The following is a 23,850-nucleotide window of genomic DNA, read 5'->3' as shown; positions in this document are numbered from 1 at the left end:
TAAGCAGTTATCTGCTGTCAGATCAGACCGAACAGATCATAGGAGCAAACAGTTTTTAACAAAAAATGATAAATAAATGAACGCCCGCAGATCAGTTCAACTACAGTATATAATAGCATAGCAGCGACCGCTTGTAAAGTCAAAACTTGCTATTGGCGGCATTTTTGTTAACTTCAAATAGTTATATTTAATAATTAATGGACATTTTAACAACAGCATATCTGCCCGCGCGGGGGGAAATGCAAAAAACAAGTGTGCTGACAGAACGGCTGTCGGCACACTTGTTGTTTTTAGTCATATTTGAATTCAAAACTGCTTGTTGCAGTCTTTGTTTCATCGGCATTACTGATAACTGTTATCGTATCTGATCCTGATCCACTATCTCTCTTCAAATACACGATCCCTGCTTCCATAGGTTCTGTGTACTTGTAATAATCTATCATTGTAGTGGCGATCTCATTCTGATACTCCGCATCGGAATAGATATGCGCAACATCGGGAATTTTCCAGATCACAGTACTATCTGTCGCTGTTGAAGGCTCTACCGTTACCATCAGGGAACCGCCCGAATATGGTATGCTTGTCTTGTCAAGAGTAAGACTTGTTACCGCAACAGCAGCATCTTCCACACTAGCCGTAAAGGTAACTGTATCGGTGTAACTGCCTGCGGGCTTGCCGCGATATTCTTCAACATTTATGCCGATGGACTGCGATGCGGGGAGGTTGGTGAAATCCCATGTATCGGCGGCGGCGGTGTCTGTTTCGGCATTCTTCATGGTGTAGCCTACGGAATTTTCGCCCGACTTTAGCGCCCAGCCGTTTTCAGATTCGGCAGAAACTACCAGCTTTTTGCCGTTTTCAAGAGTGCCGCTTGCCGAAATATCGCCTATCTCGTTCCAACCGCTGTTTTTGATGTCAAATGTGGCGGGTATGGTGAGGGTGTAGTCTGATGACTCTGATATGCTTGCATAATCATTATAGCGAATGCCCTTATCATTTGGCAATGGTTCTACTGCATTCGCACTCAGCGCCATCGGCACTGCCATGACAGCCGCGCAGAGCATCGTTGTTGTTCTTCTCAAAATCGCATTCATAATTTGAACCTCCTGTTCCTTATTTTTAACTAAAAAAGGGTGCATTACCATATTGCTCCCTTTTTTTGTAACTTTCATGTAAAGATTTATTGAACAATCTTAAATTCGACATAAGTATAGCATACTTTTGCGCAGATTGCAAGTAGTTTAGTTAATTTTTGTGCAACCTTTTAGCAGATAACAACGAAAATATATTTGTTCTGATATACAAAATCGTAACAAAAAGCCCGCAGATGCGTGATGGGGGCATCTGCGGGGGGGCTGTATCGCTGACTGAGCCGATACAACAGAGATATCACTTCATGGTTTCAAGAAGTTCATCGGTGTTGAGAGTGCCGATAAGATGGTAAGTGTTGTCTGCGTGGTCTGCCTCAAAGTCGGCGTAGCGGATATATTTTCCGTCTTTGGCATCATTGTTCTTTGCGTAGACCACCAGCCGCATCTTATCAGCTTCGTTCGTGTCAAAGCTGATGCTTTCCACGCCGCTCATATCATCTATGGTCTTGGTATATCCTGCACCTGTACCCTCAAAGATACTAAAGGTGTACGAACCTTTCATGCTGTCGGGGACGGGGACTTCCAGCTTTATATTTTTCGTTACGGGATATGCAAAGGGGTAGTTATCAGTCGGTTCGGTCCTTTCGCCGTCATATTCGCCAAGAGATACATGCACCTCAACAGTCGCACCCTTGCATACATAGTCTAAGGGGTGGAGCGGGTCGTAATAGGGTGCATAAGAATAGCATACATGACCCTTTTCTGTGTAGTCAAAGTCATAACTGATGACACAGTTCAGCCCTGCATCATTGAGGGCGGCAACAGCCTGTTCCTCTGTAAGTTCTGATATGTCGGGCATCTTCACCTCTTCCACAGGCTCGATAACGAACGGGCTGTCTTTTACAGGCTTGAAGTTGAGTTCGGGTGCTTCATCGTCACTGCGGAGTTTACGTGCGAATACCGCGAAGCGGTAGTCTTCGGCATTATCGGCGGGTACGGTCGTAATGAGGGTGAGGTATTCGTCATCTGCATCACAGTCGATGTCGCGCATTATCGAACAGGTTTCCTTAACGTTTTTTATCCAGCTGTCGAAGGTATGGCTGTCATTGTCAAAACTGCGGTATTCGTTCAGGAAACTGCTTACGTTCTCCAGCCTGACACAGCCTGCACCGATGATGGCATACTGCGCAAGACCATCGTCACGCACTGTACCGAACAATATATCGGGGCATTTATTGAGCATATCGCCTGTGCCGTCGTCAAGATCGGTGAGGTGCGTGAACATAGTGCCAAGCGTTCTGATATTATGACCGTAGAGTATGATGTTGTCGGAGCGTTCTTCGCCTGTCACATTATTATTACAGTCTGCAAAGATACAGCCCGACTCAGAAAATCTGTCAACGCAGTCGTGGGTCAGATAGTATTCGTTATCATCGTGCTGAGTCACTTCATTGCTGATATACTCCTGTCCTGCGGCATTAACAAGGTCAGGTATACGGATATAGCCAACGATCTCGGGGTTATTGTAGACATCTATCTCGGATAATTCCCTTGATGTATACAGATATGCCTCAGATATTTCTACAGAGTCAATAAGTGCATTGATATCGTCTATCCACTTGCGGGCATTTTCGTAATACGCTGTTGGAAGTTCATCACCGATACAGCCATACAGCTTTATGCTGATGAGATCGTGATCTTCGTACAGACCCACAGTGTAGTTTACGCCTGATAACGTGAAAGAAAGATCTGTATCGGGGATCTCTTGCAGTTTTTCAATATCGCTGAGCGGTGAACCGCCGATATCAGCAAGCTGAGTGCCGTTCTTTCGGATATCGCTGATGATATCAAGCGCTTTTGGTACAGCAGTTTCATCATATGTTATAAGTTCTTTATCGTTAAAGAACATGGGACTGTCCTTTTCTGTGGCGTACAGCAGGTCATAGTAGGGCGATCCATCGGAATACCGTTCAACAAGATGTTTAGTGCCGTTTACGGTAATGGTCAGATATTCTGTGCCGGAATCATCATCGCCATCTGAGGCTATGCCGAGATAAACGCCCGGTGCGGCATAGCCTTCGTCACCCAGTCCGACGGTTCGCTTTTCGCCGCCGACATAATATTCAAGTGTGCGGCGGGTGGGGATATCACAGTTATCTGCGACGGGGTATGTCATGGCTTTTTCCACCAGTGAATCTATAGCCGCTATCCTGTTTTTATCTGTGATGGTGTAGGGTCTGCCGACTGCATCGGTAACGGTAAGCAGACCTTCGCGGGTGCTTTCGTCATCAACGGCGATGACAGGATTTTCTTTCTGTTCGGCTGAGGAATTGTGAGAACTGCTCTCATTGATGAATTTTGTATCGTCCTTATTCAGGGTGACTGCCGCCAGCCCTATAACTACTGCCGCACAAGCCGCCGCAGATATAACGGCGAGCGGAAAACGTTTTTTTACGTATGCTGTTTCTTTTGTACTGATCGCGTTCATTGTTATATTCTCCTTTTGTATCTGTCTGTTGTCTGCTGCCATTCTGTTCCCGAAGGTCTTTCTGCCTGCTTCAAGCTGTGATGCACGCTCCATGACACTGCGTTTCAGTTCAGATGACGGTTCAAGCCTTTGGAGAATGTGTGATATATTCGTTTCCTCTTTCATGTGCTCCCACCGTCCTTTCTGTTTTATTTCTGCCGCTCTCAAGTTCAGCTTTCAGCTTTTCTCTTGCACGCCTGAGCCGCATCTTCACAGCGCCTTCGCTGAGTTTCATGACCTTTGCGATATCAATTACGGGTATCTCTTCAAAGTAATGCAGATACAGCAAAATGCGGTATTTCTCTTTCAGCCTGCACAAAGCCTGCCAGAGTCCGATGTCTTCTGCTCCGCTTTCGGTGTACTGCACCGTATCGGGGTCGAACTCCTCACCGTCACGCAATCTGTTCCAGGGTGAACGGTTAGCCGACTTGCAGAGGTTTATCGCGGTACGTATCAGCCATGACCGCCTTGCACCCTCTTCCTCGAAATACAGGTCTTTGGTATAGTAAAGCAGGAAGACCTCCTGAAAAATATCATCACGTTCTGATGGAGAAGTCAGCATCGATGCAATGATGCCGTTGACAGTCCTTCCGTATTTATCCATCACCGCTCCAAGATCTTTTTGTTCATCGGTCATCTGCCTCACCGCCTTTCACTGTTATTGAACGCGTTCATATACTAATGCTGATTTTAGCACATAAGTAACGTTTTTTGAAAGGAAAAGACTGATCTTTGTAGCAATGCACAAACCGCATTGTATTTTCGCGTTCGTGTCAGACGCATTTGCACAAAGATATCTTAAGATAATTTATACTGTACTGCTGACAGATCTTTCCTGACACAGTATGCGGAACAGGCGGGCGGGTGATGTCAAAACAAAATCCGGTCGCAAAAGCCGGGATCTATGGGTTTTGTGACCGGATTTTGTCTGAATTTTAAGGCGGATTGCTATAATTGTGCTGAATGTGGATTGACACAGGACGGATCATAGGATATAATTGTTTATTATGGTTATCCCTTTAAAACGCCACTAATAATAAAGGTATATCAAGGAAAGAAAACCACCGATAATTGCCAACGCCCGCTGAAAGGCTGTTCGGTATGGGGTGTCAGCGGGATGACCACATTGTTTATTGAGGTGATGCCTGTGAATAAAGTTATTGACCTGTTTGTGACATTTTTGAAGATAGGCGCATTTACATTCGGCGGCGGCTATGCCATGATACCGCTGATACAGCGGGAGGTCTGTGAAAATAAAAAGTGGCTGAACGATGATGATATACTTGAAATAGTTGCGATAGCAGAATCTACGCCCGGACCTGTGGCGATAAATGCCGCTACATTTGTGGGAAGCCGTACTGCGGGGACGGTCGGGGCTGTGTGTGCGACACTGGGGGTCGTTCTGCCATCGTTCCTGATAATTTCAGTGATATCATATGTACTGAGAGCATTTCAGGAGTCAAGAGCCGTACAGTATGCTTTTATGGGCATACGCGCAGGAGTTCTTGCGCTGATACTAAAAGCGGTATATACGATGTTCAGGTCAGCGAAGAAGCATGGGGTATCTTATTTCATAATGGCGGCGGCGCTGGTGCTGACGGCTTTACTGAAAACAGATGCGGTGTTTGTGATAATCGGGTGCGGGACATTCGGGCTGGTGTGGTCACTGATATTCGGTAAAAAGGGGGAAGGCTGATGATATGGCTTGAACTTTTCCTCACATTTCTGAAAATAGGCGCGTTTACATTCGGCGGCGGCTACGCGATGCTTCCGCTGATACAGAGCGAGGTCGAGCGTCACGGGTGGCTGACACAGGCGGAGGTGGTAGACTTCATAGCAGTCAGCGAAAGCACGCCCGGACCGCTTGCGATAAATATGGCAACATTCATCGGCATACGCACAGGGGGGATATTTGGGGCTGTATGCGCTACTTTCGGAGTTGTACTGCCGTCATTCGTTGTAATACTTATCGTGGCAAAGTTCTATGAGAAGTTCCGAAAAAGCCGTGTTGTTGACGGTGTGATGTTCGGACTGCGTCCTGCGGTGATAGGACTTATAGGGGCGGCTTTTTTGTCTGTGGGTATGACGGTTTTCTTCCCGAACGGTTTGAAGAGTGCTGTATTCTCAAATGCAGGCTTATGGACATCGCTGGGGATATTCACAGCGGGGGCAGTGCTTGCTTTCAGGAAGGTACACCCAATAGTTATCATCGCCGTATCTGCTGTAATGGGGATAGCCGCAGGATATGCGATGGAACTTTAGGTCGGTACACTGACACAACACTAGCAAATTGGCAGGGGCTTGATCTTATTCTTCACTTTTTTTAATCCAGTGTTATTTTCCCATCGATATTGTGATCTTTTTTCGCAGGATCACAGCGTTTCAGTCAGCGGATCGGGGGTATGGCTTTTTTTGCCATACATTATCTCTTCCAATATTTCTATCGTGTCGCAGTAAAAGCAGTAATCATCATGATAACCAAATGAATCTTTCACCACAAAAAAAATAATCAATAATATAAAAATAACTAATGCGATAACATTGGCTGCAATTCCATATTTGTTTTCAGTACTTGTGTTAACTATATTATTAACATACAAAGCGATAACAGACAAGATCAAAGGCATATAAATAGACTTGGCAACTCCGCTTCCACGTTTACGATTGATAAGATAATGTAGGAAATTTTCTTTCTTATCATTATCATCTAATTTTAAAAGATTTTCCGTGATATGTTCTTTCCAGTCAAGATAATATTTAAACTTTGATTTTTTTCCTCTGCATAATTTTTTATATTCTTTGAGTTCTTTTTGCAGATCAATTATTTCTGAATAAGGTTGATTTTTCTTTGCCATATATTTCTCTCCTTTTCTGTGATAATATAGATCATGACCGCGCTTGCATGCGGCTTTGATAACAAGCTATACATCGGGTGAAAGAATGATCTTACTGAATAAAGATCACCGGTGGGACAATAAGTTGATTTATTCGTTTATTATACATCGATACCATAAAAAAGACAATGGACAAAAACGCGATCAACGCCAAAAGCCCCGCACTCCGAAATGGAGTGCAGGGCTTTTGATATGCGGCGTGTTTTACTGCCTGACGGCATTTATCATGTCACCAGCTGAATGTTGCCCAGCGGTCGTTTACTTTGGGCAGGAGAAGTGCAAAGAGTTTGCCCCTTATGCTGTACTTTTTCATTTCTTCGTTGAAACTGTGCTCTTCGATCAGTCTGAAACCCTCTGTAAGATCGGCTATCTCCTGACCTGATTCGGTGCCCGATCTGAAATGCGCGTTGGTATTTTTGACGGTATCGTGGTGCTTTTCGTTCTTCTGGAGTGCCTTGCTGTTCTGCTCGGCTATAAGGGTGCCGCCGTCGGGGAAATTATTTTTCAGCACTTCAAGGAACGTGCGTATCTGGTCGAAGGCAAAGTACATGAACAAGCCCTCAGCGATAAACACGGGCTTTGACCTTCTGCCTGCGAGTGACTGACGGACTGCACTGCACCAGTCATCGTCCAGCGCACTGCCTGCCAGCATAGTTACACGTTCACGTTCGGGAAAAGCCTTTCTTCTGGCGGCTATGGCATCAGGCAGGTCAAGGTCGAACCATGCTATTTTGCCGTTGTCTACACGCGAGAACCTGTCATCAAACCCTGCGCCAACATTGACTATGACGGTATCGGGCGAACTTTTTATTATGCCTTTCAGCTGTCGGTCGAGCATGATAGTCCTTGCGATAACACCTTCGTGGGACATGAATTTATCGTACTTGGTGGTATCGATATCAAGCGTTTTGATTATCTCGACCGCTTTGCGGTCTTTTATCCTTGCATTTTTGCGCATAGTTTCATTTGCTTTGACAGCAAGCGGGATAAGTGCTGTTGTCTGTACATCTCCGAGTTTAAGTTCCATAGTGAGTCCTCCCATTTAAATTTTATTATGACTATCCCTTTAGCACACCAGCCGCCTTAAGTTCTGTAAAACCACCGTTTTTTGTGGTGTGTCAGCGGGATAACCACGAATTTTATAGCTGTTATATGTCAGCAAAGAGTTAGATTTAACTAACCGCTTTTCATAAAAAAAGCCGTCAATATCAGAACGGCATTTTTTCGGGTAAACCGAGAAGCGCTCTCCAGTCTATCCACCTTGCAATGCCTGCGCAGAGGTCATCTATCTCACTTCTTGTCATGCCGTGAATGAACGGTTCGTAGAAAAGTTCCCAATAGGCGGTGAGATAAATGTGCATCTGTTCTTTCGTGACTTTCTCGGCGGCAAAGCCGCGCCTGTAGGCTTCGGAATAATAGCGGTAGTCTACTTCGGTCATTCTGTTGGCAAAGTCATGGTGAAAGTTCTGATACTTCGTACCCTCAGAACAGGTCAGAAGAAGTGTGAACTGTTCACGCACATTTTCAAACATATCAAAGAAACTGCCCAACCGATGTTTGTCGGCATACCACGATGACAGCAATTCTTTGTCGGACAGATGTTCGATATCGACATCTGCATGCTCCATAAATTTTTCCATCATAGCCACCGCATCTTCCACAAGAGCGTCATACAGTTCGGCTTTGCCTTTATACCGAATGTAGAGAGCCCCTGTAGTTACGCCCGCATTTTTGCATATCTCCAAGACCGATGCCTTAGCAAAGCCTTTTTCGATGAACTGATGCCTTGCGCTTTCAAGCAGTAAAGGGTCGATAGAAGTATCACGGAGAGCCATATTTCACCTCATCAATAATGTCATTATCAATAATTACGATATTATCACATCGCTTCAAAACTGTCAAGAGGGGTATCATTATATTTGTAAGAACGAACAATTTTCACATAATGTGAAGTATCGGGCATGGTCTTTCTGACGGTGTGTGAGCATAACGCAGAAAATAAAGGCAACAGCGGCGTTATCATTGAGTTTTTTGGGGTATACAGACAAAGGATCCGCGCTTTTAGTTAAAGTTAGATAAATATACATAATAAGTTTGCAAAAATATGTAGACAAAAACGAAAAAGTGTGCTATAATATAATTACATTATTTAATATGTTGCATAAGGGGAAGGTCTGACCTTATGTACGAAAACGTTTAAGTTCAAATTGAGAGAATAGGAGTGTTATGAGATGAAAAACCACAAGAGAAGAGCATCGAAGGCCGCTGCATTTGCGGCTGCAATGGTGTTATCAGCAAGCACACTGCTTTCATCGGCAGTTCCTGCTGTGACTGCTAAGGCTGACAGCGGTGACGCTAATTATGCTGATGCGCTGGCATTATCGCTGTATTTCTTTGATTCAAACCAGTGCGGTACAGGTGTTGACGACAACCCGCTGACATGGAGAGGCAACTGCCATGTTTCAGATGCTACAGCGAACCTTTCAAGCGCTGTAAATCTGGGCGGCGCACGCAGTATCGTAGACCCTGACGGCGACGGCAAAGTTGATGTTTCGGGCGGTTATCACGACGCGGGTGACCATATCAAGTTCAACCTGACCATAGGCTTTGGCATGAACAGTCTGGCACTTTCCGATTATTTAAATCCGGGTGCTTACGATAAGGCAGGCTGCCGCGACCATCTTTTGTACATACTCAGGAATGGTGCAGATTATCTGATGAAGACAACATTCCTTGACAACAGCGGTGAAGTCGGTGCGGTATGCTACATGGTATCAGATGTAGGCGACCACAGCTATTGGGGTTCTCCCGAAAATCAGACAGGTGAGCGTCCCACATACTGGCTGACAACTTCTTCAAACAACTCTGCTGTCGTACTGGAGATGGCAAGTGCGCTGGCAGGCACAGCATATGCTTTCAAGGATTCTGACTCGGCTTATGCGGCAAAGTGTACAAAGTACGCTAAGGCGCTGTACAGATTCGGCACACAGCATACAGGCAACTATATGGAAGGCATGGGCTCAATGTACGGTACAAATTCAATGTATCAGGACGAACAGGCTATGACCGAAGGCTGGCTGTACATACTGGGCGAAGGCTCAGAGCCTTCATTCAAACCAACAGGCAACGGCTGCTACAATTATCAGCACTATGACTACTATCTGTACAGCTGGGACAAGGTATGGTCAGGCTATGCAGCAATGATGTACAAGAAGACAGGCGATTCCAAGTTTGCCGATGAACTCAAGTTTGAAGTGAACAACATGGGCGGCATGAGAGAAGGCACCTACAACACTTGCAGACAGGAATGGGGCTGCACACGCTACAACTGTGCTGTACAGATGGAAGCACTGGCTGCCGTTAACGGCGATAAGAATTCCGACCTTGCTAAGGGTGCAAAGTATCAGATGAACTACATTCTGGGCAATAACCCTGCTAACAAGAGTTTCCTGACAGGTTTCGGCTCTTCATGGTCATCTAAGGTACACCACAGGGCTGCAAATCCCGGCAACGGCGATGCTTCTTCAAACCCCGATGCTAAATATGTAAACTACGGCTATCTTATCGGCGGCACTGATTCTTCCGGAACATTCAACGAAGTCACCGAAAGCTACCGCTGGACAGAGGGTGCGCTGGACTACAACGGCTGTTTCGCTCTGGCTTGTGCAGCGCTGGTAAATCTGTACGGCAACACCAGCAGCGGTGCATCGAATATAATAAACAACGCATCTGAGATAAAGAAGAACTATTCGTTCGGCAACAATCAGGGCAACCAGAATCAGGGCAACAACGACCCCGCAGCCCCCACCGTTACCAACATCGAATACAACAGCACTTATCACCAGATAAGATTTACATGGTCGCCTGTAAACAATGCCCAGAACTACGGCATAGCAGTTTATCTGGCGGGCAAGTGGAGGATACAGACACAGTCTATCTCCGCTAACACAACTTCTTACACCACCCCAAAAAATCTGACACCCTACAAGACCTACAAGGTAGCTATAGCTGCTAAGGTAAACGGTGTATGGGGCGTAGCTGATGCTATAAAGAACGCTGTAACAGTTACAGTAAAGTGATACATTTTTCCTGAATATGGCAAAAGCAGTCTGTGCATGAGCGCAGGCTGCTTTTTATGTGCAAAAGATCCCGCGCAGCATTTCATAGTTTATAGCAATCCGCCTTAAAATTCAGACAAAATCCAGTCACAAAACCCATAAATCCCAGCTTTTGCGACCGGATTTTGTGAATTTAAAAAGTTGGATCGCTATAGGTAAAGGCTTTGAGCCGCAAAAACAAAGACCTCTTACGGATTTAAGCGCCATAAGAGGTCTTTTATCATTTGCTGTGAGTTGATCGGGATATCATTTTACGGTTACAGTGAAAGATCTCCCTGCGATATCGGAGATATCCCATTTGCCGCCGACTTTTGCACATATCACGACTTCATACTTGTTGCCTGCTCTGAGTTTAGGCGAAGTAAATTCGGTAGTATCACCATCGGTATATGCCTGTACCTTCCATTTGCCTGCCGACTTGACAGCGATGCCATACATCTCTGCATTATCGACTGCCGACCAGTTCAGTCTGAACTGATGAGTGTTTTCATCATACACAACGGAAGATACTTCGGGATATCCATGTGCTTCGACCGCTTTTGGAGTCACGTAAACAGCATTTGAGATATCTTTGCTCCAAACGCCGTTAGTCTTTGCGATAACTGCCACCTTGTAGTAGTTTCCGGAACTGAGATCATCAAGCACATAAGAAGTGCCGTAGCCCTCTGCAAGTATTCTCCATTTTCCGCTGACAAATCCGCAAACCGCATATTTTTCAGCATTTTCCGAAGCTGACCAGTCGAGTTTTACACAACCGTCGCCTCTGGTGTAAGTCACCCTGATGCCTGCCGCATTCTTAAATTCGGGCGCTTTGGCACCCATCGTCCAGCTGTTCAGGTCGGAACCGTCACCTGTATAGAACAGGAAATGCGAAAGACCTTCCTTGTTGTTTTCGGTCATATCTTCAAGATATGTGCTTACATCCTTAAGTATCAGGGTCATATTTTCCTTGTTGTTATTGAGGTGCTTTACAAACTTATCCGAAGCCATCTTTTCGGCTGTAACAGGATAAGTATTGATCTCTTCGCCAACGAACGTTCCCGAAGATCTCTTTTCTGCCGCCTCTCTGCCTGCTATCGTCTGAGCGGCATCACTGTTATAGAAGCAATCATGATCTACAGCGATACCTGCGATCCTTCCGTTGATACCGCCTACATCAACAGTTGTGACCAGCGAACCGACATTACCGTATGTGTAGCAGTTGATGTTAGTGCCGCCCGACATACCTGTCAGACCGCCGACTGTTGTTTTATTGTTGCTTTCGGCATCAGCACAGATATCACCGAGAGTATAGCAGTTTATCTGTATCGAGCGGTTCGTCATGCCTGCAAGTCCGCCTGCATATACCGAAGATGTTTCGGTCGAAGCATTTATCTCGGTATCGGTGAAGCAGTCGGTAACAGTGCCGCGAAGTGCGCTGCCGACAAGTCCGCCTACCCTTGCAAAGGACTCTTCGGTCTTGGCGTTTATAGTGCCCTGTACCGAGCAGTTATCTATAACAAAACCATTCTGAGCCCATGCTGCGATACCGCCTACATTAGCCTCATAGCGCGGCTTTACATTGATAGATATATTTTTCAGCCTGACATTTCTTATGATAACGAGTCTTTCATCATCTGTGGGAGTAAGATTTGTATTATGCTCTCCTGCCGCAAGACCGAACAGACCCGAAAGATATACATCAGCCGGCTGTTCTTTGCTGCCTATCGTCAGACCTGTTATCGTGTGACCTCTGCCGTCAAAGTTTCCTCTGAACGGATAGACTGCAAAATTCGACTTCTGACCGTTTATCTCTGCCTGCACAGCATGACCGATGGGAAGCCAGTCGCCGCCCGAAAGGGTCACATCGCTGTCAAGTGCGAACCAAACATTTTCCCAGTCAACATCCTCATTGACCGCCTCTGCGATATACCTCAGCTGTGCTTCGGTCTTTACGATATAAGGTTCTTCCTCAGTACCCTTTCCGCCTGCAAATACGGATACATCGGCGGCATCGTATGAAGTTTTATCGTTATATGTGGATTTTTCCTTTGCGATCTTGACAGCATTTTCATATGCTTCACCGGAAGATGAACCATCGGAGGACTTGATGTCGGTCACCTCACCATTCCTGACAGTGACAGCGACCACGACATTCTTCTCACTGTCACGACCGTACCATATACCGTCATTCAGCGTGAGTTCGGGTCTTACGACTATTTCGGCTTCGGGCTGTACATATACCGCAGATGCAGCAGTATCGGCAAAAGTTACCTCGCCGTCAGCATACTGCCATTTTTTCAGCTGATCTTCCGAGATGCCGAACTGAGTTATCTCAACGGGGAATGCTGTGAAATTGGCGTTCAGCTTATCAGCGATATCCTTATAGTTATCGGCGCTGTATGCCGAGTTACCCGAAACTACGCCGCCTGTATAGACCATGCCGTCATCGCTGACACCTGATGATACCCTTGTTCCGACATCGGCAACAGGGTCAACTATCGTGCCGCCTATCTTCATCTGCGCTTCGCTGTTATAATAGCAGTCATATGTATGACCTATACCTGTGATCCAGCCTGAAAGCGCACCTGTATATATGGAGTAATCATTTGCGGTATGACTTCCGCCGCCGTAACAGTTGGCGATATACCCTGCATTGACTGCTACGAGCGAACTTATCACCGCCATGCCCTCGTCTTCACGGTTTCCGCTTCCGTATACATCACCGAGAGTATAGCAGTTCGCAACAAGCGCTCTGTTCACAAGTGCTGAGATACCGCCCGCTTCACCGTATGCGGCACCCGACTTGACTGTACAGGAAACATCGACATCGGTCTTGCAGTTGATGACAGCGCCCTTGTATATATAAGAACAGATACCGCCGACAAAACTGTTGCCGTTTTCAGCAGTCAAAGTGACTGCGCCCTTGACTGTACAGCCGTCAACGACAGCACCCTTGTATCCATCGGCATCGGAGTCCATAACTGCGGCGATACCGCCTGCATATGCACTTGCACTGTAGGAAACGTTCACCAGTACATCAGTCAGTTCGACATCTTTAACAACGGCATCGGCACCAAGAACGCTGAAAAATCCGACATATATCTTGCCGTCTTCAAGTTCTTTTGCCTTATCTGCACTGCCGATGGTCATACCTGTTACTTTATGACCCTTGCCGTCAAAACAGCCGTTAAATACATACTCGCTGTCACCTATCGGAGTCCATTCAGCATCGGAAATGTCGATATCCGATGAAAGTTCGATGTACTTTCCGCTGTAATCAACGTTTTCGGACAAAGATACAGCAAATTTTCTCAGCTGTTCCGATGTTTTTATCTCATAAGGCGAGTCCTTTGTTCCCTCTCCCGATTCAAAGACAGAAGAGTCAACAGAAACATCGATGTATATCTCTCCCGAAAGTTCGGGAGTTTCAGAACCGTTATATTCCCACATTTTCAGGTCTACATCGATATTGTTTTCTTCGAGCAGCCTTGCGATATCTTTAAGGTCATTATTGAGCATTTCGGCAAATTCGCTGCTGCCCATCTGCTCTGCCGTAAGAATTTCGGGCGCAAAAGTACCCTCAGCATTCATAGAGCCTGAGCCGTGAGAGAATGTACCGATCTCGGTCATACCGCCATCGCTGCTGACATAGTTTACCTTCGCATCGGAAGAATAGAAATTATACTTACCCGATGCCGCAGGCATGAGTGCGCCGTCTATAAGACCCGCTCCGCTTTCGGCATCAGCCTGTGTGATAGTCCCGACATTTACACTGCCGCTGGCAAAGCAGTTATACTGCGCCGATGTCATCATGCCGACAACGCCGCCTGCATAAAGAGAAAAACCGCTTTTTGTCAGTACAGTAACATCACCCTTGCCTGCGCAGTTGACAACGTATGTATTGTTGCCTGTCATTGCGGCTATACCTGCACCATAAGCTATCTTGCTGTTTGACGAAGAGTTTATCTCGGCATCGGAAACACAGTTCGTTATATTGGCATTTCCCGATGCTCTGCCCACTACGCCGCCTGTCATTACCATTGCAGCGTCAGTTTTGGCTGACACCGAGCCGCTGACAGTACAGCTGTCCACCGACGCTGAGCCTTCCTGTCCCGAAACAGCTTTGCTTGTGATATCGCCTGTTATGCCGCCTGCTCTAACGACTTTCTGACCTGTAACATCGATATCCACATTTTCAAGCCTTATATTTGAAACTTTTGCCGAAGTCGAGATAGAAGAGAAAAGTCCAACATTCTGTTCTTCGGTATATGGAGAGTCAGCATCATTACGTATCGTAAGACCGCTTATGATGTGACCGCAGCCGTCAAAGCTACCTGCAAATATCTTATCAAGATTTTTGCCTGCCGAACCTTCCGCACCGATAGGATCCCAGTTACCTGCTGTTGAAAGGTCGATATCCGAATCAAGGACGATATACTTGCCGAGATAGTTTTCACCATTATCAACGCTTTCAGCAAAGCCTATCAGCTGTTCGGCAGTACTGATAACGAACGGGTCGGATATGCTGCCGCTGCCGCTTTTGAAGCAGCCGTAAATGCTTTTGAGCAGTGCATCATTGACCGCATTCTTTATACCGTTGCTGCTGCGTGTAGCACCGCTTACGGCATCAACGCCCTCTGTAGTATTTGCTTCGATTATCTTTGGGATGATAGCTGATGCACGTTCCCAAAATTCGGGCGTTTCGTTCTGACCTGTAACATCGATAGCCGATATCACGCCGTCAGATACGGTCACCGACACCGCGATATCGCTTTTATATCCCCTTGCCTGACCTTCATAGACCCCGTCTTTGTAGCCTTTTGTACTTTCTGCAAAAGCAACAGTGCCGACCGAATTCATCAGCACCGCAGTTGAAAGCACAGCACACAAGGCTTTCTTCTGATCGATCTTTGATCTCTTCATTACTTTTTCTCCCTGCTATAATATATTTGGTCATGCCGCACATGCGGTTAGGCACTACTAACCGAGTGATATTATAGCACATCTTTTTCTCGCTGTCAAGAGTGGTGACCGACTGCCGCCGAAAAAGCGATATACGAATTCATGCACTGAGTACCGATGCAGAAAAAATAGCAGCACATATCAGAAGATATCTTCCGACATGTGCTGTTAATCGTTTATCATCTCACGACCTGATTTTTGCCGTTCTTTTTGCCGATGTAGAGTTTTTCATCTGCCTTTGATATCCAGACATCGTTGGTAAGTTCCTTATCATAGCCGCAGACACCGATGGTGACTGTGATATTCAGTTCACAACCCTCAAATCGGAATTTTTCATCTGCTATCCTCTTGCGCAGTGTTTCGAGTATATCGGTGCTGTGTTCGGTATTCATGGAGAGGATAATGAATTCTTCGCCGCCCCAGCGACGATTCGATAAAGATAACTTCTGAAAGTTCGTGGAGAGGATAATGAATTCTTCGCCGCCCCAGCGACACACGATGCAGTCATTGCAGACCTGCTGTGAAAGTTCTGCGACATGATGCAGGATATAGTCGCCGCAGTTGTGTCCGTAGGTATCATTGACTTTCTTGAAATCGTCTATATCAAGGAGCGCTATCCAGCGTTTTTCGGGACTGACCGCTTCTGTCCTGTCAAGGACAGAAAGCAGGTAATGGCGGTTATACAGCCCTGTCAGGTTATCGACCATCGCCATGCGTTCCAGCTTTTCTTCGGAGTTTATCGCTACATTGTGGAAAAGGAACAGAAACAGTATCAATATGCAGAAAGTCGCCCCTGAGTTGAAGATGATGTGTATATCGACAGCTTTCTGCGGGACATCGTAGAGCGGTTCGTGAAAGCGCGCATACAGGTATACGCCGATATAGCAGGCTACATGTATGGCGGTCAGCAGGACGAAAGGCAGTTCCTTTTTAAGCACCCGTTTATGGAGATAGCCGAAATAGCTGATGCAGGCAAGCATTCCGAGAGCGTACAGCTGAAAAGCTGAATCAAGCCCCATACAGACTACCCCCACGACCATATACAAAAGTATGACCCCATAGATTATAAGCGTTGAAATAAAATAGTGCTTTTTCAGTATAAGGTATACATTGGTCGTGTTGATGACCAGCTTTGCATATATCACATACCTTACCACAGGCATATCAAAGACGATTCCCATAGTCAGGAAAAATATATCAGTAAACAACAGAAATATGCCGAAAAACAAAGTCAGATTTTTTAGTATCGTAGAGTTTTTGTCAGTTGTGTTCATATGTTCCACCTGCTTTTCAGACAGACTGTATCGTGTAGAGATACTTGCCGTTCTCAAGTTTCGATATACGGATATTTTTCAGTTTATAGCCGCTGCCGCTGCGGACTTTGAATGACTGCTGGATATAGTCGGAAGTTCCGTTGCTGAGTGTAGCGAGGTCAAAAAACTCCAGATACCTTTCATGGTCAGCAGGGTGGACTTCTGTGGCGGCAAATTCGAGTATTCCCTTTCTCAGCGAAGATGTGCCGTAGACTTTTGCAAAGCCTGCATTGGAGTATATCTGCACTGCGGTGTCTTTATCGGGCGTTATCTCGGTCACAAGGTCGTAGGTCGCATAAAGTGACTGACTGTATTTGAGAACGAGGTAGTCACTGTGTTCGGCACTGATAGTATGAACAGTTGAGGCGATGAGATGTTTTTCGCCGCTTGACGCTATAAGTTCGGTAGTGAAATTATACACCACATCTCCGATGATGCTGTCAGTCTTAAACACGCCCCCCTTACAGATGGTCTTTTCGATATATCCCATAAAGCGGTCATAGTAGGCGAAGTTCTCGTCATTGACATCTTTGTCCAGCTGTTCGATACTTTCATATCCCAGCTTTTTCAGTTCACTTAAATATGCGGCATTCACATACCTGAAAGTGGTCTTTCGGTTTTCGTACTCGATAAGCGCAATGGGTGCTGTGCCGAAAACTCCATCTTCTTCCGAATGATCGTGCGAAGTCATCAGCGGGTAGCCGCTGAGAAAATTCACTTTCACAGCCTTGTTCCAGAATACCCGATCACTGCACGTTTCAGCGGCGTGTTCTTTCAGGTAAGCAAGGAAATCTTCTTCACAGAGGGGTCTTGAAAAATAATAGCCCTGTATCATCTCACAGCCGATATTACGGAGGAATACAAGCTGTTCCTCAGTTTCAACACCTTCCGACAGCGTATGTATGCCCAGCGCTTTCGACATATTTACGACTGAAGAGACTATCTTCCTTGAACGGACATCGAACTGTTTGAGCAGTGACATATCCATCTTGAGAACATTGAACCTGAAGTCACGAAGCAAGCTAAGTGACGAATAGCCGCTCCCGAAATCGTCGAGCCATATCTCGAAGCCCGCATCAAAAAACTGCTTTGACAGTCTGCGGGTATTTTCTATATCTGCCAGCATAGTGCTTTCGGTTATCTCAAAGTGTATCGCAGAAACGGGAACATCGTAGCGTTTCATGATATCAGTTATCGCACTGAACATATCGGTCTGTTTAAAATCTATCCTTGAAAGGTTGACTGAGAAAGTCATATCGCGGCAGTCATATTTTTTATAAAATCTGCACACGTTCTCTATCATAGCAAGGTCGAGCCTGTGTATCAGCCCATGCTGTTCAAGCAGACCGATAAACTCACCCGGAGGGATAAGACCGAATTCGGGGTCGAGCCAGCGTGCCAATGCCTCAGCACCGCAGACCTTACCTGTGACAGTACGTGTCAAAGGCTGGTAAAATGCTTTGATATATCCATTTTTCAACGCTTCATCAAATTTACTGATGAGTTCCAAAATTTTCACCCCTAATCAAGCAGAGTGTATTTCATTGCAGGAGACGGAGATAAGCGCCCCCGTTTGGCTTTGATGAACATAGTTAAAGCCACACTCGCATTTAATAGTTCATTCTTAATTATACCATAAAGTGTTATATTTTTCAAGCATGATTAGAAAAAAAATTACTGATATCCCGATATTGTCCGAATTGGTTTATATGGGGAATTTTTCCACAAATACAGCCATTTTCGCCTTGTCATCGCAAGTGCAGGAAATCACTGCCAGCAGTTAAAGAAATATTCAGTCGGACATAATATTAAAATAAAGAATTTCTATTGACAAAGATCAAACATTCTGATATAATACGGTAGTTATAGCAATCCGCCTTAAAATTCAGACAAAATCCGGTCACAAAACCCATAAATCCGAGCTTTAGCGACCGGATTTTGTGAATTTAAATAGTTGGATTGCTATAGGTTTGAGTAACTTATATCAGCGGTGTGAAATATGCTTTGCATATCTCAGCAGAATTTGCGGTGGTAAGCATTCTTTTTGCAACATCACTCTCTGCGAGTATGCTGTTATTTTTTGACACGTAGTTAGCCTAAGCTAACATTATAATTATTTATCAGGAGGTTCGACCAAACATGAAAAACACTACGAAAAGCGCAAAGAAGGTACTGGGCTTTATGCTGAGTCTGCTGGTCGTGTACGGCTGTACACAGCCTGCTTTCACGACACCGATAAACTCGGGGAGCATTACAGCAAGTGCCGAAACTAATGAGAACGCTGTCATAAAACTGCAAAGCGTTACAACGAGCGGAAGCACCAACGCTTTTGTTGAGGTCAGCTTTGACAACGACTATACCGACCTCACCCGTGTGGCTGAGGCAGGAGTGTTTGTAAACGGCAAAAAACTCAGCTACAACAGTGCGTACAGCTATATAAGCTATGCAAATACAGGTGACTGCATCGTCAGCGGAAACACGATACAGTTCTACACCTCTTCACTCAGCGAGGGGGACAACACGGTGACATTCACTGTTCCCGATGGTGGTGATATTTCCGTAGGACTGCATATGTCAAAGTCGGGCAACTATTGGAGCGGATACAGCTACACTGTCAGGGCGACCTCAGATGAGGCGTGCGAAGTTACCGAACCTGCCGAGTCAACTGTCATAGACTTTGTATCGATATCCGCCGATGCTGATAATTCGGGCTATACTGTGGCTGAATTCGGTAACGAGTATGCTGAACTACAGAAGACAGCAAGTGCGGGTGTGTATGTAAACGGCACAAAACTGCATTTCAACAGCGCTTACAACTCACTGTACTATGTTGATAAAGGCGACTGCATAGTTACAAGTCATACGATACAGTTCCATTCTTCTCTGTTCGATGAGGGCGAAAACACGGTTACTTTCACATCACCTGACGGCGGTGAGGACAAGAGCATATGCGTAAAAGTTTCAAAAGTCGAAGTTCCGCCCAAATACTGGTATGAAAGCGTTTCTTACGATTACATCATAGAGCAGGCAGTTGATGAAGAACAGACCGAACCGCAGACTGAACAGCAGTTATTCGTTCGTCTGAACGGCAGTTTTGACCACAGGATAACAGGTCAGGAAGATGACCTTGACGCAGTAAGTTCTGCGACAACAGGCGGTGCGGCATATTACAGTTCGGGCAGTACGGCGCATGTTGAATACGCTCTGGCAGACAAGGATACAGCTATAGAAGATATCACGGAAGAAGAATGGCACAAGCCTGACTATTTCAAAAACGGCGGTCTGCTGAAAGTGAACGGCGCGGCATCAAAGATAGTCATATCACCTGAATGTGAGGGTATACACGGTGAGATAGACCCTCTCAGCGGTGATGTTTACCTGAGAGGTGTGCCGCAGCAGGCGGGCATTTATAATGTACATGTTTATCTGGATACCGATAAGGGCAGCGCTGAAAGCAATCCCCTTGAATTTAAGGTGTATTCGGGAAATGAAAAACTTGCTGACAGGCTCACATATGAGAACTGCACACAGACAGCTGACGGAAAATACATGTATGACTGCGAACCCTGGTATATGCAGGAATTCGGCGGTGACAACGAAACTGTTATCGTTCCGAAAGACATAAAGGCATGGTATGGTTCACACGCTGCACTGCCGCAGGTAAACTATGGTGAGATAGGAAGAACTATCTCACTGACTGACGGTGAAGAGCCTACACAGACACTTATTATACCAACAGGCTGTGACCTGACTATGGTAAATATGCGCATACACAGCGGTGTCAAGGTCATTGTTGAGAAGGGTGCTAAACTCACTCTCAGGCAGACTACTGCTGAGGGTATCATAGAAGTTCTTGACGGTGGAACTTTCTCGATGGACTACAACGACTACAGCGGCGAATGGCTTCACGGGTCAAGCATAAACGGTCAGCTTCGCATGAAGGACGGTTCTGTGCTGGAAAACGCCCGCATAACCTGTCACGCAAATTATACTGCGAACGACGATATAAACAGACAAAACTCCGAACCGCTCGTGACTGCCGAAGGAAATGTGACCATAAAAGGCGACGTATACATTCTCGGTGAGGAAGCACCTACAGGCGGTAATGCTCAGGCTGCGCTGAGCGTAAGCGGAACTTTGACTATAACGGAAGGTTCGGTACTTGCATGTTACGGCGGAGGGACATCTTTCCTGACTGCTGACGGCGGAGATGCAGTGATACTCGACAATGGCACTGTCAATGGCGCAGGCAGTCTTATCGCCATCGGCGGATACGGCATGAACATAACGGCAGATACAAGCAAGGGCAGCGGCGGAGCAGCGGTCAGCGGCAAGGGCATCATAGCTGCTGCGAAGGTATATCTTGAGGGCGGTGCAAGCTACCACGAACCGACTGAGCCTGTTCAGGGCGAAGTGACTCTCGCAGACACGACCGACCGCATACTTGTCACAGGCAAGGGCGAAACGACCGAAAAGAGCGAATACTACTGGTTCGGAACAGGTGAGCCGCAAACCGAAAAGGTGCTTGCTCTGATACCAAAGAACTCCCCTGCCGCAGCTGTGCGCGGAAAAGTTACGGTAACTTCCGTAGAGCACAGTGAAAAATTCCATCAGTTCAGGCTTAACTGGAATGAAGTAAAGGGCGCTCAGCGTTACGGTGTGGCTGTTTATCTGGCAGGCAAATGGAAGATAGTCACTCAGGATATCCCCGCAGGAACGACAAGCTACACTTCGCCAAAACTAAGAGCAGGTCAGACCTACAAAATGGTCATCTGCGCTAAGGTAGGCGGCAAGTGGGACATATCTTCACTGAGCAGCAGAGCATTCACTGTTACAGTCAAATGATCTGAGTCGGATATATCCTCAAAAAACAGACAGACCTCTTATGGCATATGATGTGCCGTAAGAGGTCTTGTTTTATTATGGTCATACCGCTGACCTGCCACCCAAAACAGTGCCATACGCCAAGGACCTTAAGTTCTGTACAGCCGCTGTTTTTGTGGTGTGTCAGCGGGATAACCACATTCTGTATTAAAGCGCGATTGACAAGGAATATATTTTGATGTATAATAAACCTGACTATTTTAAGGAGGCAGAAGATTGTATAAGATACTTATTGCAGATGATGAACCTGATGTTGTGAGCCTGGTCAAGGATTACTTTGAACTTAACGGTTATCTCGTTTTTACGGCGAAAAACGGCAGTGAGGCTATAAAACAGGCTTCCAGACAGCCTGATATAATACTGCTTGACATAAATATGCCCGAAGCGGACGGTATTGAGGTTTGCAGGCGCATCAGGGACTATGTTCCCTGCCCGATAGTTTTTCTGACCGCAAGGATAGAGGACAGCGACAAGGTATCGGGTTTTGCGGCAGGCGGCGATGACTATATCATCAAGCCTTTTTCACTTGAAGAACTGGGAGCAAGGATAGCCGCCCACATCAGGCGTGAAAACAGGTCAGCGGCGAAGCGTGATGTACTTCTCTGCGGAAGCCTTTCGGTGGACTACGGCAACATGACAGTTTCATCAGGCGGTGAGGAGATAAACCTTGCAAAAAAAGAGTTCCAGATACTTGAACTGCTCTCGCGGAATACGGGGCAGGTCTACAGCAAGGAACGCATATATGAAAAGGTATGGAGTTATGATGCTGAGGGCGACAGTTCAGTGGTCGCGGAACATATAAGAAGACTGCGTTCAAAGCTGTCAAAGTACGGCGAAGGTTCACATATTGAAACAGTATGGGGAATGGGCTACAAATGGGTAACATAACTAAACCGATGAAGTCGCTGAAAACGGCTTTGCTGATGTATCTGCCGATATGCCTTGCCGCCGTATTTACGGGACTTAAAGCGATAGGCTGGATAAGCGAAAGAGTTGAGCGTGCATATGACATGTATTACCCGATAAAGGAAGTAAATGTCATTGATGACAGAGTGGAATGGGTGAGAAGCGGCAGGCAGTTTTTCTGCTTTGCCGCCGAAAATTCAGGTATCGTGCTTAGTGTGCTGTGGGTCATATTCTGTGTTTCTGCGGCAGGATATATTTTTTATACCCTTGAACTGAAAAAGCCCATAGCCATTCTCATGGACGCTTCAAAGAAAATAGCAGAGAACGAACTTGATTTTCATGTGAGATATGACAAGGAAAACGAACTTGGGGTACTTTGCGGTGCTTTTGAGGATATGCGGCAGAAGCTGTTCGACAGCAACCTTGATATATGGTATACTCTTGAAGAACGAAAAAGGCTGTCTGCGGCATTTTCACACGACCTCAGGACTCCGCTGACTGTGCTTTCGGGATATGTCGAACTGCTTGGAAGCTACGGCGGCAAGCTGTCTGAGGAAAAGCGCGGCGAGATACTTGAAAAGATGCGGTCACAGATAACCCGACTCACCAACTACACCGAAAAAATGAACGCTGTCCAGAAGCTGGAGGATATTTTCCCATCGCGCCGCCAAACTCGTCTTTCGGCGCTTTGCGCGGAGATGGAGGACACGGGAAGGCTCGTCTGCGGCGATATGCTGTTTTCATTTACGAACGATAACATCAGCGATGATGAAGCAAACATAGACAGCGAACTTTTTATGCAGGTATACGAAAATCTTGTATCAAATGCCGTGAGGTATGCCGAAAGCCGCATAGATGTATCGGCAGGTACAGACGGAAATATGCTGTATGTGACAGTACAGGATGACGGAAAAGGCTTTTCACAGAAGGCACTGGAAAATGCGTCAAAGCCGTTTTTCAGGGGAGAACAAAATCCCGACCTGCATTTCGGGCTGGGGCTGTATATATGCAGGATACTCTGCAAAAAACAGGGCGGAAGTCTGCGCATAGAAAACGCTGAGGACGGCGGCGGAAAGGTGACCGCAGAAATTTTTTTGCAAAAGTTGATAAAAAGTTGATATTTACAGTTCATAATAAGATCACAGCAGGAGAAAGGGTGCTGTGATCTTTTTA

At 46.0% G+C, this 23,850-nt stretch carries 15 protein-coding genes; 6 read left to right on the top strand and 9 right to left on the bottom strand.

Annotated elements, in window-relative coordinates; genetic code table 11:
* Positions 1-290: 290 nt before the first annotated feature.
* From CUS_RS11420 to CUS_RS11410, 3 genes are all read right to left on the bottom strand, one after another.
* Positions 291-1,094, bottom strand: a complete 804-nt coding sequence (locus tag CUS_RS11420) for a hypothetical protein (RefSeq protein ID WP_002850842.1) — start codon at positions 1,092-1,094, stop codon at positions 291-293.
* A 295-nt stretch (positions 1,095-1,389) separates the two neighbouring features.
* Positions 1,390-3,744 carry a sortase domain-bontaining protein gene (locus tag CUS_RS11415; protein WP_002850836.1) on the bottom strand — a complete coding sequence of 785 codons (2,355 nt, stop codon included), beginning with the start codon at positions 3,742-3,744 and terminating at the stop codon, positions 1,390-1,392.
* Entirely contained in the window at positions 3,701-4,255 is a 555-nt protein-coding gene (locus CUS_RS11410; protein ID WP_002850866.1) for an RNA polymerase sigma factor, read from the bottom strand. The genes CUS_RS11415 and CUS_RS11410 overlap by 44 nt, the downstream gene beginning before the upstream one ends.
* Before the next feature lie 504 nt (positions 4,256-4,759).
* On the opposite strand from CUS_RS11410, the gene CUS_RS11405 reads away from it, so the two are divergent.
* A complete protein-coding gene (locus CUS_RS11405) occupies positions 4,760-5,314 on the top strand; it encodes a chromate transporter (RefSeq protein ID WP_431767928.1) in 555 nt (184 codons plus the stop codon).
* A complete protein-coding gene (locus CUS_RS11400) occupies positions 5,314-5,880 on the top strand; it encodes a chromate transporter (RefSeq protein ID WP_002850849.1) in 567 nt (188 codons plus the stop codon). The genes CUS_RS11405 and CUS_RS11400 overlap by 1 nt, the downstream gene beginning before the upstream one ends.
* 110 nt (positions 5,881-5,990) lie before the next feature.
* Here CUS_RS11400 and CUS_RS11395 read toward each other — a convergent pair whose 3' ends face one another.
* The 3 genes from CUS_RS11395 to CUS_RS11385 form a co-directional block, all read right to left on the bottom strand.
* Positions 5,991-6,473, bottom strand: a complete 483-nt coding sequence (locus CUS_RS11395) for a hypothetical protein (RefSeq protein ID WP_002850841.1) — start codon at positions 6,471-6,473, stop codon at positions 5,991-5,993.
* A 268-nt stretch (positions 6,474-6,741) separates the two neighbouring features.
* Positions 6,742-7,539, bottom strand: a complete 798-nt coding sequence (locus CUS_RS11390; RefSeq protein ID WP_002850839.1) for a class I SAM-dependent methyltransferase — start codon at positions 7,537-7,539, stop codon at positions 6,742-6,744.
* Between the two features lie 181 nt (positions 7,540-7,720).
* Positions 7,721-8,347: a TetR/AcrR family transcriptional regulator gene (locus CUS_RS11385; protein ID WP_002850863.1), complete on the bottom strand. Its 627-nt coding sequence runs from the start codon at positions 8,345-8,347 to the stop codon at positions 7,721-7,723.
* Positions 8,348-8,743: 396 nt separating this feature from the next.
* Here CUS_RS11385 and CUS_RS11380 point away from each other — a divergent pair, with 396 nt between their 5' ends.
* Positions 8,744-10,591, top strand: coding sequence for a glycoside hydrolase family 9 protein (locus CUS_RS11380; RefSeq protein WP_002850840.1), 1,848 nt, complete (start codon positions 8,744-8,746; stop codon positions 10,589-10,591).
* Between the two features lie 285 nt (positions 10,592-10,876).
* Here CUS_RS11380 and CUS_RS11375 read toward each other — a convergent pair whose 3' ends face one another.
* From CUS_RS11375 to CUS_RS18675, 3 genes are all read right to left on the bottom strand, one after another.
* Positions 10,877-15,535 (bottom strand): FMN-binding protein, encoded by a 4,659-nt coding sequence (locus CUS_RS11375; protein ID WP_002850808.1) that lies wholly within the window; start codon positions 15,533-15,535, stop codon positions 10,877-10,879.
* Positions 15,536-15,753: 218 nt separating this feature from the next.
* Entirely contained in the window at positions 15,754-16,848 is a 1,095-nt protein-coding gene (locus tag CUS_RS11370; RefSeq protein ID WP_002850851.1) for a GGDEF domain-containing protein, read from the bottom strand.
* Positions 16,849-16,864: 16 nt separating this feature from the next.
* Positions 16,865-18,397 carry an EAL domain-containing protein gene (locus CUS_RS18675; RefSeq protein WP_002850889.1) on the bottom strand — a complete coding sequence of 511 codons (1,533 nt, stop codon included), beginning with the start codon at positions 18,395-18,397 and terminating at the stop codon, positions 16,865-16,867.
* A 629-nt stretch (positions 18,398-19,026) separates the two neighbouring features.
* Here CUS_RS18675 and CUS_RS18670 point away from each other — a divergent pair.
* The 3 genes from CUS_RS18670 (at position 19,027) to CUS_RS11350 (ending at position 23,795) form a co-directional block, all read left to right on the top strand.
* On the top strand, positions 19,027-21,732 hold the full coding sequence (locus CUS_RS18670; RefSeq protein ID WP_002850854.1) for a hypothetical protein: 2,706 nt from the start codon (positions 19,027-19,029) through the stop codon (positions 21,730-21,732).
* A 255-nt stretch (positions 21,733-21,987) separates the two neighbouring features.
* Positions 21,988-22,659 (top strand): response regulator transcription factor, encoded by a 672-nt coding sequence (locus tag CUS_RS11355; RefSeq protein ID WP_002850861.1) that lies wholly within the window; start codon positions 21,988-21,990, stop codon positions 22,657-22,659.
* Positions 22,647-23,795: a HAMP domain-containing sensor histidine kinase gene (locus CUS_RS11350; protein WP_050792228.1), complete on the top strand. Its 1,149-nt coding sequence runs from the start codon at positions 22,647-22,649 to the stop codon at positions 23,793-23,795. Before CUS_RS11355 ends, CUS_RS11350 begins: the two co-directional genes overlap by 13 nt.
* Positions 23,796-23,850: the final 55 nt, after the last annotated feature.

Origin of the sequence: Hominimerdicola alba 8 (assembly GCF_000178155.2) — a bacterium.
Classification (GTDB): domain Bacteria; phylum Bacillota; class Clostridia; order Oscillospirales; family Ruminococcaceae; genus Hominimerdicola; species Hominimerdicola alba_C.
This window is presented reverse-complemented; position numbering and strand designations above follow the sequence as displayed.

What these genes read in the sequence shown, in the direction of transcription:
- CUS_RS11420 (WP_002850842.1), bottom strand. Translation starts at nt 1,094, where the DNA reads ATGAATGCGATTTTGAGAAGAACAACAACGATGCTCTGCGCGGCTGTC.
- CUS_RS11415 (WP_002850836.1), bottom strand. Translation starts at nt 3,744, where the DNA reads ATGAAAGAGGAAACGAATATATCACACATTCTCCAAAGGCTTGAACCG.
- CUS_RS11410 (WP_002850866.1), bottom strand. Translation starts at nt 4,255, where the DNA reads ATGACCGATGAACAAAAAGATCTTGGAGCGGTGATGGATAAATACGGA.
- CUS_RS11405 (WP_431767928.1), top strand. Translation starts at nt 4,760, where the DNA reads ATGCCTGTGAATAAAGTTATTGACCTGTTTGTGACATTTTTGAAGATA.
- CUS_RS11400 (WP_002850849.1), top strand. Translation starts at nt 5,314, where the DNA reads ATGATATGGCTTGAACTTTTCCTCACATTTCTGAAAATAGGCGCGTTT.
- CUS_RS11395 (WP_002850841.1), bottom strand. Translation starts at nt 6,473, where the DNA reads ATGGCAAAGAAAAATCAACCTTATTCAGAAATAATTGATCTGCAAAAA.
- CUS_RS11390 (WP_002850839.1), bottom strand. Translation starts at nt 7,539, where the DNA reads ATGGAACTTAAACTCGGAGATGTACAGACAACAGCACTTATCCCGCTT.
- CUS_RS11385 (WP_002850863.1), bottom strand. Translation starts at nt 8,347, where the DNA reads ATGGCTCTCCGTGATACTTCTATCGACCCTTTACTGCTTGAAAGCGCA.
- CUS_RS11380 (WP_002850840.1), top strand. Translation starts at nt 8,744, where the DNA reads ATGAAAAACCACAAGAGAAGAGCATCGAAGGCCGCTGCATTTGCGGCT.
- CUS_RS11375 (WP_002850808.1), bottom strand. Translation starts at nt 15,535, where the DNA reads ATGAAGAGATCAAAGATCGATCAGAAGAAAGCCTTGTGTGCTGTGCTT.
- CUS_RS11370 (WP_002850851.1), bottom strand. Translation starts at nt 16,848, where the DNA reads ATGAACACAACTGACAAAAACTCTACGATACTAAAAAATCTGACTTTG.
- CUS_RS18670 (WP_002850854.1), top strand. Translation starts at nt 19,027, where the DNA reads ATGAAAAACACTACGAAAAGCGCAAAGAAGGTACTGGGCTTTATGCTG.
- CUS_RS11350 (WP_050792228.1), top strand. Translation starts at nt 22,647, where the DNA reads ATGGGTAACATAACTAAACCGATGAAGTCGCTGAAAACGGCTTTGCTG.